Below are 12,168 nucleotides of genomic sequence, written 5' to 3'. Positions count from 1 at the left end.
TCGTCACGAGTCGTGCCATAGCTCTTGCTGCATGCCTGAAGGGGTGTCAACTCGACACGCTTTTCGTCGAGTTGACACCCCTTCAGGCATGTGGCCCGCTCTTGGCTCGGCTCGTGACGAAGCCACCCCACCAACGCAACCAAACCAAGCAACCGGCAGCCGCCGAAAGCAACAGGCGTGCCATCTACCTGCGTGGGGCGTGGACCCCGGCTTTGGATCAGATTGGCGGGGTCTGGGGCGGAGCCCCAGGAATCAGCCGGACCGTGAGCAAGCAAGGCCACCACCTACGGGCCGACGGTCCCAACAGGGGATTTACGGAACATCACCGACCCACCATCCGGCCCAACCCCAACAACCCCACCCCCACCCAAACCGGACCACCCCCACCCCCCTGACCAGCACCAACCCACCCACCCAAGAAAATCCCCAAAAACCCCGAAAACCAGCGCAACGGCAAGCCAACAGATGCGTCTATGTGGGTGTCGCAAGCAGCACAGCCGGGGAACGTTCGGGGCGATCCAAGGCACAACGAGCAGCCTGCAGACAAAGGGGAGCGAAGGGACGGCGGGGGCCTATCTTCGCGGCGAAGTGCGGCCGGACCGAACGGGAGAGCGGTCCGGCCGCACTGTCTTCTCAGGACTTCGAAGGCTTCTCAGGTCCGTCTCTTGTGGCCTGAAGCCCGCTCCACCGCCAGGCAGGCGGGGTGTGCAGCGGCAACTCAGCAAGATCGGCGCAGCTCAACCCGCAAGCGCCCAAAAATTGTCAGACCCCCAGAGCATCATCAACCGCATGAGGCCACAACCCCAGCGGGAGAGCTCACATTGGATCACGTACTGGCCGGCGCCCTGCACGAACGCGTGTTCGCATCCCTCAGCCAGCTGGAATCCCCAGAGACCCACACCCTGGTCGAGTCGTGGCGCACCCTGCTCGACCACCACGAACCAACGGAGAGCGGGACCTGCAAGGCATGCGGCCCACGCTGGCGCAGACACATGTGCTCAGTCTGGCGCGTAGCGGCAACGTACTTCGCTCGTCCTTGATCTTCACCGGCTGATCTTCGCTGGCCGATCGCCAACGGCTGATCGTCACCGGCTGGTGCACCAACCAGACCACCACTAGAGCGACGCTAGAGCCTCCTGGCCCACAAAGGCCCCGAGAAGCGCCCCGAACACCCGCCCCCACCCCCAGAGGTGGATCAGCACCAAAAAACCGCCAGAAAGCTACTGAGCCTTAGTTCAACGACCCCCGAACCGGGGTAACCAGGGTCAGAACAGCCCAGAACCGGCGCCAGGAGCCCAGATCAGACGGTCACACCGCGAGCGTTCAACCACGTCAACGGGTTGATCTTCTGCCCGTCCGGGTTCCACACCTCGAAGTGCAGGTGAGGTCCGGTCGAGAACCCGCGGTTGCCCATGCGGGCGATCTGCTGCCCGGCCTTGACCTGCTGGCCTTCACGCACACCGATGGTGTCCATGTGGCCGTACACGGTGATGGTCCCGTCTGCGTGCTGCACGCGGACCCAGAGCCCGAAGCCGGACGCGGGCCCGGCCTCGATGATCACGCCGTCGGCGGCGGAGACGATCGGGGTGCCGATGGGGCCGGCGATGTCGATGCCGAGGTGCATGGTGCCCCAGCGGCCGCCGTAGCCGGAGGTGAACTCGCCGGCGGCGGGGCGGAAGAACTTCGGGCGCTTCTTCTCGGCCTCTGCGACCTCGCGCTCGGTGGTGAGCTGCTGGCTGCGCAGGAGCTTGGCGGCCTCGGCGGAGCCCTCTGACGTGGTCTTGGAGACCGCGAGGATCTGCGGGGCGGAGGCGGTGTCACCGCCCATGCCGTCGAACGTCGCCGCACCATCGGCGTGGTTCGCGAGCTGGACGTCCTTGCTGTCGTCCGCGGCGGCCTGGCCGATCTGGCCTGCGCCTGCCGCAGCGAACGCGCCTACTGCGACGGCGGCGACGACGATGCGTCCGCGAAGCGCCGACGGTGGCGGGGGGAGCCGGTGAGAGCTGACCGTGCGCGTGTTGGCGCGGTCGACTGCCTCTTCAAGCGCAGCACTGCGTTCATGGCCGCCGGGGGAGCGGTGGTGACTCAAAGCTTGCCCTTCCGCCTTCGGGGAGCCTGATCGTGTGGACCGCCGGGCGGGGGATTCCCGGTGAGTCAGGATTCGGGGTTCTGACTCGGTGTCCTTCTGTGATCAGACCGTGACAACGGACCCGGGGACAGTAACGGCGGGGAGCCTGGGAGGGCAAACCCCAGTTTGTTATGTCCTTCCAATGGGCGGCGACCAGCGAGTTTCAACTGTCAACTGTGACCGTCGGTGATTCCGGACGGCCGACACGCCTCTCCGCCAGCGGCGATGGGGTGAGTTGACAAGTCATCCGATCGGGTGATGGCCGTCACAACTACGTGAAGGGTCCTCGTGTCAACCGGCAAAGAAAGGTGACCTGAATCACGTATCTGGTGCTCTTCGACGACCAACGACGAGTGCTCCAGCCGGGCGTTGCGCTGCGGCACGATGATCTGGTCCATCTCCGACCAGACCACGACGAAGCGCGTGCGGCACGGACGGCAGGGCTCGGCGAGCTCCGTGAGCAACTCGGAGCCGGGCCGCAGCTGCCGGGTGAGCGGGGTCGGCAGCAGGTACGCGGCGAGAGTGCCGCTGTGGGGCGTCCCCAACGTAACGAGTGAGCGAACGCGTGAGTCGCCGTGCAGCCGTTGTACGTAGTACCTGGCAATGAGCCCGCCGAGCGAATGGCCGACGACGTGCACCTGTTCGGATCCGGTCTGTTCACAGATCCGCTCGATGTGCGCGCCGAGCAGTGCGGCCGAGCGGCGGACGTCGCCGGTCAGCGCGGTCAGCACGCTGTAGTTGATGGCGTGCACTACCCCGAAGCCCCGCCTCCGCAGCGCCCCCGACAGCACCGCGAAGGCGGAACGGTTGTCCCCGATGCCATGCACCAACACGATCGGGGTGCCCGCCGCGTCCATCGCGGAAACCATCAACCCTCGCTGACGAGGGGGCAGGCCGTCGGTGCGGTAGTGCCGGTACTGGCCTTCCGGCCGCAGCTGCTCGGTGATCGCGCCCCACGGGTAGAGCACCGCGTGGGCCGTCAGCCAGGCCGCTTCCATCGCGACCCCGCGCATCCCGCCCGGGGTGACCATCGCCCGCAGCGCGACCTTCACTTCCTCCGCGACGTCACGGGCGGTGTGGACTCCCCAGCCCGCACGGTCGAGAGCCGCGTCAGTCAGACGCGTGATCCACGACCGGCCGGTGTCGCCCATGTGAGCGACGTTAAGTGATGAAGTCACCGGCTAGCAGTACCCGGCGGACGTTTTCCACATGCGAACGACATTCGTCTTGATAGGCACGCGCGACCACACACCCCTATTGCTAGGTTCGCCCGCGATGACTCGCACCGAGCTCGAGAACCAGACCCCCGCCGCCGCCAGGCTGCGCACGTCGTGGGCCCTCGCCGCGGCAGGCTCCGTCCTGCTGGCCCTCGGCCCGCTGCTCGGCGTGGTCAGCGGCGCGGAACCCGCCTTCACGTCGTGGCCGCTGCTCGCCCTGCTGGCGCTGTTGCCGCCGGTCGTCGCGGGGGTGCTGCTGATGCGCGGCCGCCCGTTCGTCGCGGCGGGGCTGCTCGCCGCGGTCGGCGTGTTCGCGGTCGGCCGGCTGCTCAGCGACCTGCTGATCGCCTTCGAGCCGATGGACGTGCCGCGCCCCGAACTGTTCCGGCCGGCGACCCTCTTCGCGGTCACGCCCACGGCAGGCGTGTGGTTGCTGGTCGTGGGGCACCTGCTGGTGATCGCGGGCGGAGCGCTCGCGTCCGGCCGCGCCGGCCTGCCCGCGGACGAGTCGGAGCCCCCGGGCCTGGTGGCGTTCCCCGTGCTCATCTCCCTGATCGCCGCGGTCGGCCTGCTGGGCAAGCCGTTCGTGTCGACGGACCCCTTCCAGCTCGACCGGGCGCCGTGGGACCTGCCGGTGCTCGGCCTCGTCGGTGGCCTGCTGATCGCGGTGGCCGTGCCGCTCGCGACCGCGCTCGCGTCGAGCTCGCCCGACCCGGACACCCGTACGGGCGGAACGTTCGGTGTCTCGCTGGCCCTCCTCGCCGTCGTGGTGCCCCCTCTGGCGGCCGGCACCGTCGCGCCGGACCTCGGCATCACCGGTGGCTCGGTCGCCGCGCTCGTGTGCGCTCTCCTCCTGCCCGGCATGCCGCTCCTGGGCCGCACGGCGCGGCTGCTCAGCGGCAAGCGCGACGAGACGCGCGACCTGGCGTTGCCCTCCCTGAGCCGCATGCACGTGGCTGCGGGCGTCCTCGCGGTGCTCGCGGCCCTCGCGATGCTGGTCGGCGCGCTCCTGCCGCAGCTCGTCCTCTCCACCGGAGGCGCGGCACCCGACCTGGCGTCCGTGAACCTGCTCTGGGCGGCCGGACTCGCGTTCGGCGTCCTCGGACTCCTCTTGTTCGTGCCGTCGGCCGCGCCGGTGGTGCGTCCGGCACTGGTGGGCGGCTTCCTGGCCATGCAGCTCGCCGCGGCGGGCATGACGCAGGTGGTGATCGCGGCGAGCCAGCTGGGCGTAGCTCAACCGGGTGCCGGTTTCTGGCTGATGGTCGTCGAGGCCCCGCTCGCTCTGCTGGCGCTCGCCTGCACGGGACTCGCGGGCGCGACCGAACGGGAGAACGCGGGCGAGGTCGGGAAGGAACAGGTGCCGGTCGCCGAGCTGGGCGCGATCCTGCTCGCCGGGCTCTTCGCGGTGGGCGCGTTCGTGCTGCCGACCATGCGCGGGACCAGGTACACGGCGCCGACGGTGGTCCCGGACAACGACCCCGCGGTCTCCTGGGCGCTCCTGGTCTGCCTCACGCTGCTGATCATCAGCCTCGTGCTGGTGTTCAGGTCGAGGCCCGCTCGCGGTGCCGCGACGCTCGCGGGTCTGGCGTTGCTGCTCGGGGTCCGGGCCCTCGAACTGCCGCTCACGGGCAGCCGGGTCGAGGGCGCGGTGGCCGCTCCCGGCACGTGGCTCGCGCTCGCGTCGCTCGCGGCACTGCTGCTCGCGGCCGGCCTGATGGGTGCTCGTTCGACCCGCTGAAACGTGACGAGCACGCGCTTTCCCCCGCGTCGCGCGCGTACGCGTGATCGACCTCACCGCCGTTGAGACCGACCTCACCGGTGGTGACGTGCGAGCGGTACCCGCAGGTCGATAGTGTCTGGGCCCAGCCGCGTCAAGTGGGTTCGCTTGGCCCCTTGAGGACCACCCAGGCGCGGTGTTGTGTTCCGACACCGACGTCGCAGGAGACCCGAGTGGACCTGTACGAATACCAGGCGAAGGACCTCTTCGCCGCCCACGGCGTCCCGGTACTGCCGGGCGATGTGGCCACCAACCCCGCCGACGCCAAGGCCATCGCCGCGAAGTTCGGCCAGGCCGTCGTCGTCAAGGCCCAGGTCAAGACCGGCGGCCGCGGCAAGGCCGGTGGTGTGAAGCTCGCTTCCACCCCGGAGGAGACCGAGGAGAAGGCGACCGCCATCCTCGGCCTCGACATCAAGGGGCACATCGTTCACCGCGTTCTGGTGACGCCCGCCTCCGACATCGCGGAGGAGTACTACTTCTCCTTCCTCCTCGACCGCGCCAACCGCACCTTCCTCGCCATGGCGAGCGTCGAGGGCGGCATGGACATCGAAGAGGTCGCCGCGACCAAGCCCGAGGCCCTCGCGAAGATCCACATCGACGCCATCAAGGGTGTCGACGTGGCCAAGGCCACCGAGATCGCCGACGCCGCGAACTTCCCGGCCGAGGTCAAGGACCAGGTCGTCGACACCATCGTGAAGCTCTGGGAGACCTTCGTCTCCGAGGACGCCACGCTGGTCGAGGTCAACCCGCTGGTCCGCGACCCGCAGGGCAAGATCGTCGCGCTCGACGGCAAGGTGACGCTCGACGAGAACGCCGACTTCCGCCACCCGGCCCACGCCGAGCTGGTCGACAAGGCGGCCGAGAACCCCCTCGAGGCGAAGGCCAAGGAGAAGGGCCTCAACTACGTCAAGCTCGACGGCGAGGTCGGCATCATCGGCAACGGCGCCGGTCTCGTGATGTCCACTCTGGACGTCGTGGCGTACGCCGGTGAGCAGTACGGCGTGAAGCCCGCGAACTTCCTCGACATCGGTGGCGGCGCGTCCGCCGAGGTCATGGCCAACGGCCTGGACGTCATCCTCGGCGACGAGGCCGTCCGCTCGGTCTTCGTCAACGTCTTCGGTGGCATCACCGCGTGCGACGCCGTCGCCAACGGCATCGTGAAGGCGCTGGAGATCCTCGGCGACTCGGCCACCAAGCCGCTCGTCGTCCGCCTGGACGGCAACAACGTGGAGGAGGGCCGCGCGATCCTCGCCGAGGCCAACCACCCGCTGGTGACCGTTGTCGACACGATGGACAACGCGGCCGCCAAGGCCGCCGAGCTCGCGGCTGCGGGGGTCTGAGTCAGATGGCTATCTTCCTCAACGAGAACAGCAAGGTCATCGTCCAGGGCATGACCGGTGCCGAAGGCACCAAGCACACCAAGCGCATGCTCGCGTCCGGCACGAACATCGTCGGTGGCGTGAACCCGCGCAAGGCGGGCGAGAAGGTCGACTTCGACGGCACCGTCCTCCCGGTCTTCGGCACCGTCAAGGAGGCCATGGAGGCCACCGGCGCGAACGTGACCGTGATCTTCGTCCCGCCGGCCTTCTCGAAGGCCGCCGTGGTCGAGGCGATCGACGCCGAGATCGAGCTGGCCGTCGTCATCACCGAGGGCATCCCGGTGCACGACACCGCCTACTTCTGGGCGCACGCCGTCGCGACGGGCCACAAGACCCGCATCATCGGCCCGAACTGCCCCGGCATCATCAGCCCCGGCAAGTCGAACGCCGGCATCATCCCCGCGAACATCGCGGGCGCCGGCAAGATCGGCCTGGTGTCGAAGTCGGGCACGCTGACCTACCAGATGATGCACGAGCTGCGGGACTTCGGTTTCTCCACCGCGATCGGCATCGGTGGCGACCCGATCATCGGCACCACGCACATCGACGCCCTGGAGGCCTTCGAGGCCGACGAGGAGACCGTCGCGATCGTGATGATCGGTGAGATCGGTGGCGACGCCGAAGAGCGTGCGGCCGCGTACATCAAGGAGAACGTGACCAAGCCGGTCGTCGGCTACGTCGCGGGCTTCACCGCTCCCGAGGGCAAGACCATGGGCCACGCCGGCGCCATCGTCTCCGGCTCGGCGGGCACCGCGCAGGCGAAGAAGGAGGCCCTCGAGGCCGCCGGCGTCAAGGTCGGCAAGACGCCGTCCGAGACCGCCGACCTGATGCGCGAGATCATGAAGGCGCTCTGAAAGTCTGACGTTTCGGGCACGTAGAGCAACGCGAGGACCGGATTCCGAGTACTTTCGGAGTCCGGTCCTCGCTCGTACGGCGGAACCGGCGTGATCAGTCCGACGTCTTAGTGGCGGGTGGCAGAGCACTGCTAGCGTCAATCGACGCACCCTGGTTTGAGGAGGAGACCTCGACATGTCCGTGCCTTACGGCGCACCCCAACAGCAGCCGCCGGGTCCGGCACAGCACCAGGCACCGCCGCCGGCCCACGGGGCCCCCGGCGCCAACAGCATCAACCTGGCCCTGATCCTCCCGCTGGTCGCGGCGGGTCTCGGCCTGGTGGCGTACCTCGTCGCGTTCGCGGACGACGTCAGCAGCGGCAACGTGGTCTACCTGCTCGCCGCGGGCCTGCTCGCCGGCCTTTCGGTGCTCCCGAGCACCCCGAAGGGCTTCATCCCGGTCGCGGCGGTCCTGGCGGGCGTGCAGACGCTGCTGCAGCTGCAGGGCGTCATCAAGTCGGCGTCCGTGCAGGGCCTCGACATCGTGCTGCTCATCGTCGCGTTGCTCGAGACGGCCGCGATCGTGCTCGCGTTCCTGCTCGCCGAGGGCATCGTGAAGTTCGAGCCGAAGCCGGCGAACCCGTACGCGGGCCACCCCGGTCAGGGCCAGCCGGGCGGCTGGAACCCGCAGTCCGGTGCGTTCCCGCAGCAGGGCCAGCAGGCCCCGCAGCAGCACGGCGCGCCCCAGCAGCAGGCGCCGCAGCAGTTCGGCCAGCAGCAGCAGTTCGGTCAGCAGCCGCAGCAGCCCGCGCAGCCGGGTCAGCCGCCGCAGCAGACCAGCTTCATGCCGCAGCCGGGCCAGTTCGGCTCGCCGGGCACGCCGCCCGGCGGTTTCGGCGGACCGCAGCAGTAGGGTCCGCACACCGTTCGACCTCAGGGGTGGTGCCGGTTCGCCGGCACCACCCCTGTCGTATGACCCGGCGTGCCTGCCTCGAATGGCCCAGCCGGCCTGACACAGTGGAGAAGTGCCCGTGCTGCAACGCGATGTGACCCGCGAGGTCAACACCGTGCGCCCACCGGAGTTCTCGCGGTCCGAACGCACGCGGGTGCTCGTCGCCGCCGCGGTCGGCTCGGTGGTCGTCGGATACGCCGCGGTCGCCGCGGTCCTCGCGCTGGTCTCTGCGACGGCCACGTACGCGGACTTCTCGACCTCCGGCGTGCTCAGCGCCGCCGCGCCCGCCTGGCTGGCGGCACACCACGTGCCGTTGCGCTTCGACTCGGGCCAGCTCGGCGTGCTGCCGCTGCTGCCGACCGCGTTGCTGATGCTGCTGGTCAGCCGCACCGCCGCGGGCACCGCCGACCGCCTCGGCCTCTACGAACCGCTGCAGGCCCGCGGGGTCGTGCTCAGCATCGCCGGGTCGCACGCCATCGTCGGCGGCGCGATCGCACTGGTGATGGGCGACGGGGTCGTGCGTGCCACACCGGCCGTGGCGTTCTTCGGCTGTGCGGCGGTCTCTGGTCTCGCGGCCACGATCGGTGTCGCACGCCGTTGCGGCCTGTACGAGGTGGTGTTCGACAAACTCGACCCGGTGGCGCTGCACGGCCTGCGCGCCGGGTTCATGGCGTTGTTCGCGCTGGTCAGTGTTGGCGCGCTGGCGGTGGCGGCCGGTCTCGCTGCCTCGTGGCCACGCACCAGTGAGCTCTTCGCGGGCGCCGGTGCGTCGTTCGGCGTCGGCCTCGGCGTGCTCCTGCTGTGCCTCGCTTACCTGCCGAACGCGATCATCGCGGGCTTCTCGTACGTCGTGGGCGCCGGGTTCTCGATGGGCGGCGTCGAGGTGACGCCGTTGAACTTCGTCGGCGGCCAGGTGCCCCCGGTGCCGCTGCTGGCGGCCATGCCGGAGAGCGAGTTCGGGTGGAGCCCCGCCGTGCTGGCCGGCGGTCTGGTGATCGGTCTGGTCGTCGGCTGGACCTGCCGCAAGGTGTCCGACCGGCCGACCTCGCGGTTCCGTGCGGTCCTGGTGGCCGCGATCACGGCGGGCGTGGGCAGTCTCGTGCTCGCCGCGACGGCCGGTGGACGGCTCGCGGGCGGCGCGTTCGACCCCGTGACGATCCCCGCCGGCCTGCTCGCGCTGGCCGTGGCGCTGTGGGTGCTGGTGCCGGGCGCGCTGGTGGCCTGGCTCGCCGGCGACCGCGGGAAGGTCGCGGTGGCGGCGGGTGCCGCCGAGTTCGCCGAGCCGGACGTCGACGAGGACGCCACCGAGGACCCGGACGTGGTGTTCGAGGACGACGAGCTCACCGAGCAGTTCGAGCAGCTCGAGGTCGTGGACTCCGACGAGTTCGAGGTCGACGAGGACCTCGAGGACGACGACTACTACGACGAGGACGAGTACGAGTCCGAGGACGAAGAGTTCGAAGACGTTGAGGACGAAGAGGAAGACGACGCCGAACCCGAGGACGAGGAGGACCTCGAGGAAGAAGAGGACCTCGACGCGGAGTTCGACGAGATGCTCGGCATGGAGGCCGAGGAGGACCTGGACGGCAAGCCGGGACGGTGACGTCATAGGCTGCTCCTGAGCTGCTGCAACGACCAGGAGTAGACGCTGAGCACCGAACTTCGGCTTCCCACACCGGCGCGCGTCGTCGTACTCGTCTCCGGTTCCGGAACCCTCATGCAGGCCCTGCTGGACGCCGACCTCCCGATCGAGGTCGTCGCGGTCGGCGCGGACCGCGAGAACATCGAGGGCCTCAAGCGCGCCGAACGCGCGGGGGTCCCCCATTTCGCCGTCAAGCTGCGCGACCACGCCGACCGCGCGGCCTGGGACGAGGCGCTGACCGAGGCGGTCGCGTCGTACGAGCCCGACCTGGTCGTGTCCGCCGGCTTCATGAAGATCATCGGTGAGCGGTTCCTCGCCCGCTTCGGCGGCCGGATGATCAACACCCACCCCGCGCTGCTGCCGTCCTTCGCCGGCGCGCACGCCGTGCGCGACGCCCTGGCCTACGGCGTGCACGTCACCGGATCGACGGTGCACCTGGTCGACGCGGGCGTCGACACGGGGCCGATCCTCGCGCAGGAGGCCGTGGTCGTCGAACCCGGCGACACCGAGGACACCCTGCACGAACGCATCAAGGTCGTCGAACGCCGGCTGCTCGTCGAGACAGTCGGCCGGCTCGCCCGCGAGGGCTGCACCGTGAACGGACGAAAGGTGAGCATTCCGTGAGCACTCCTGCCGAGAGGCGACCGGTCCGCCGGGCCCTGATCGGGGTCTCCGACAAGGCCGGCCTGCTGGAACTGGCCACCGGCCTGCACGCGGCCGGAGTCGAGATCGTGTCCACCGGCGGCACCGCCAAGGTGCTGGCCGACGCGGGCGTTCCCGTGACGAAGGTCGAGCAGGTCACCGGGTTCCCCGAGTGCCTCGACGGCCGCGTGAAGACGCTGCACCCGCGCGTGCACGCCGGTCTGCTGGCCGACCTGCGCAAGGACTCGCACGTCCAGCAGCTGCGCGAGATGGACATCGCGCCGTTCGACCTGCTGGTCGTGAACCTGTACCCGTTCACGCAGACCGTCGCGTCGGGCGCCTCCCCCGACGACTGCGTCGAGCAGATCGACATCGGCGGCCCCGCGATGGTCCGCGCGTCGGCGAAGAACCACGCCAACGTCGCCGTCGTCGTCGACCCGGCCCGCTACGACTGGGTGCTGGAGAACGTCCGCGAGGGCGGCTTCACCATGACCGACCGCCAGCGCCTGGCCGCGGACGCGTTCCGCCACACCGCTTCCTACGACGTGGCCGTGGCCTCGTGGATGGGCAACGTGCTGGCGCCGGACGACGAGGGCAGCGGCTTCCCCGGCTGGGTCGGCGCGACCTGGAACCGGTCGAACGTGCTGCGCTACGGCGAGAACCCGCACCAGAACGCCGCGATCTACACGCAGGGCGACGGCCGCACCGGCCTGGCGTCGGCGAAGCAGTTGCACGGCAAGGAGATGTCGTACAACAACTACCTCGACGGTGACGCCGCGTGGCGTGCCGCGTGGGACCACGAGCTGCCCTGCGTCGCGATCATCAAGCACGCCAACCCGTGCGGCATCGCGGTGTCCGAGATCAGCGTCGCGGACGCGCACCGCAAGGCGCACGAGTGCGACCCGCTCAGCGCGTTCGGCGGCGTCATCGCGTCGAACCGCGAGGTCACCGTGGAGATGGCCGAGTTCGTCTCGGAGATCTTCACCGAGGTCGTCATCGCTCCGTCCTACGAGGACGGTGCGGTCGAGGTGTTGCAGCGCAAGAAGAACGTGCGTCTCCTCGTCGCCGAGCCGCCCGCCCGCGGTGGCGCCGAGCTGCGTCCGGTGTCCGGCGGCCTGCTGCTGCAGCAGCGCGACGCCATCGACGCCGACGGCGACTCGCCGAAGAACTGGACGCTGGCGTGCGGCGAGCCCGCGGACGAGAAGACGCTGGCGGACCTCGAGTTCGCGTGGCGCGCCATCCGCGCGGTGAAGTCGAACGCGATCCTGCTGGCGAACGACGGCGCGACCGTCGGCGTCGGCATGGGCCAGGTCAACCGGGTCGACTCGTCGGTCCTCGCGGTGAAGCGCGCCGGTGAGCGGGCCAAGGGCGCGGTCGGTGCCTCCGACGCGTTCTTCCCGTTCCCGGACGGCCTGGAGGTGCTGCTGGAGGCCGGCGTGCGCGCGGTCGTGCAGCCCGGCGGTTCGGTGCGCGACCCCGAGGTCATCGCCAAGGCCGAGCAGGCGGGCATCACGCTGTACCTGACGGGTACGCGTCACTTCGCCCACTGACGCTCGTTGCAAGGAAAGGGGCCGCTTCCGTCGGGGGAGCGGCCCTTT

At 69.7% G+C, this 12,168-nt stretch carries 9 protein-coding genes; 7 read left to right on the top strand and 2 right to left on the bottom strand.

Features of this window, described 5'->3' with window-relative positions:
• Positions 1–1,300: 1,300 nt before the first annotated feature.
• Positions 1,301–2,089, bottom strand: a complete 789-nt coding sequence (locus IEY88_RS10935) for a M23 family metallopeptidase (RefSeq protein ID WP_189154471.1) — start codon at positions 2,087–2,089, stop codon at positions 1,301–1,303.
• Between the two features lie 209 nt (positions 2,090–2,298).
• Positions 2,299–3,279, bottom strand: coding sequence for an esterase/lipase family protein (locus IEY88_RS10930; protein WP_229693249.1), 981 nt, complete (start codon positions 3,277–3,279; stop codon positions 2,299–2,301).
• A gap of 124 nt (positions 3,280–3,403) precedes the next feature.
• Here IEY88_RS10930 and IEY88_RS10925 point away from each other — a divergent pair, with 124 nt between their 5' ends.
• The 7 genes from IEY88_RS10925 to purH all read left to right on the top strand — a co-directional run bounded on the left by IEY88_RS10925 (position 3,404) and on the right by purH (position 12,120).
• The gene (locus IEY88_RS10925; RefSeq protein WP_189154470.1) at positions 3,404–5,083 is read left to right on the top strand and encodes a hypothetical protein; all 1,680 of its coding nucleotides are present in this window, start codon (positions 3,404–3,406) and stop codon (positions 5,081–5,083) included.
• Between the two features lie 212 nt (positions 5,084–5,295).
• Positions 5,296–6,462 (top strand): ADP-forming succinate--CoA ligase subunit beta, encoded by a 1,167-nt coding sequence (gene sucC / locus IEY88_RS10920; RefSeq protein ID WP_189154469.1) that lies wholly within the window; start codon positions 5,296–5,298, stop codon positions 6,460–6,462.
• A gap of 5 nt (positions 6,463–6,467) precedes the next feature.
• The gene (gene sucD, locus IEY88_RS10915; RefSeq protein WP_189154468.1) at positions 6,468–7,355 is read left to right on the top strand and encodes a succinate--CoA ligase subunit alpha; all 888 of its coding nucleotides are present in this window, start codon (positions 6,468–6,470) and stop codon (positions 7,353–7,355) included.
• A gap of 175 nt (positions 7,356–7,530) precedes the next feature.
• Positions 7,531–8,247, top strand: coding sequence for a DUF5336 domain-containing protein (locus tag IEY88_RS10910; protein ID WP_189154467.1), 717 nt, complete (start codon positions 7,531–7,533; stop codon positions 8,245–8,247).
• 118 nt (positions 8,248–8,365) lie between these two features.
• Complete coding sequence (locus tag IEY88_RS10905) at positions 8,366–9,889, top strand: cell division protein PerM (protein ID WP_189154466.1); 1,524 nt, start codon at positions 8,366–8,368, stop codon at positions 9,887–9,889.
• 45 nt (positions 9,890–9,934) lie between these two features.
• Entirely contained in the window at positions 9,935–10,552 is a 618-nt protein-coding gene (gene purN, locus IEY88_RS10900; RefSeq protein ID WP_268241225.1) for a phosphoribosylglycinamide formyltransferase, read from the top strand.
• Positions 10,549–12,120 (top strand): bifunctional phosphoribosylaminoimidazolecarboxamide formyltransferase/IMP cyclohydrolase, encoded by a 1,572-nt coding sequence (gene purH / locus IEY88_RS10895; RefSeq protein WP_189154464.1) that lies wholly within the window; start codon positions 10,549–10,551, stop codon positions 12,118–12,120. The genes purN and purH overlap by 4 nt, the downstream gene beginning before the upstream one ends.
• Positions 12,121–12,168 lie beyond the last annotated feature (48 nt).

Origin of the sequence: Lentzea pudingi (genome assembly GCF_014646255.1) — a bacterium.
GTDB lineage: Bacteria > Actinomycetota > Actinomycetes > Mycobacteriales > Pseudonocardiaceae > Lentzea > Lentzea pudingi.
Note: the sequence above shows the minus strand (reverse complement) of the source record. Positions and strands in the feature narration are given on the sequence as shown.

Coding starts and splice junctions, on each gene's coding strand:
- IEY88_RS10930 (WP_229693249.1), bottom strand. CDS start 3,279: ATGGGCGACACCGGCCGGTCGTGGATCACGCGTCTGACTGACGCGGCT.
- IEY88_RS10925 (WP_189154470.1), top strand. CDS start 3,404: ATGACTCGCACCGAGCTCGAGAACCAGACCCCCGCCGCCGCCAGGCTG.
- sucD (WP_189154468.1), top strand. CDS start 6,468: ATGGCTATCTTCCTCAACGAGAACAGCAAGGTCATCGTCCAGGGCATG.
- IEY88_RS10910 (WP_189154467.1), top strand. CDS start 7,531: ATGTCCGTGCCTTACGGCGCACCCCAACAGCAGCCGCCGGGTCCGGCA.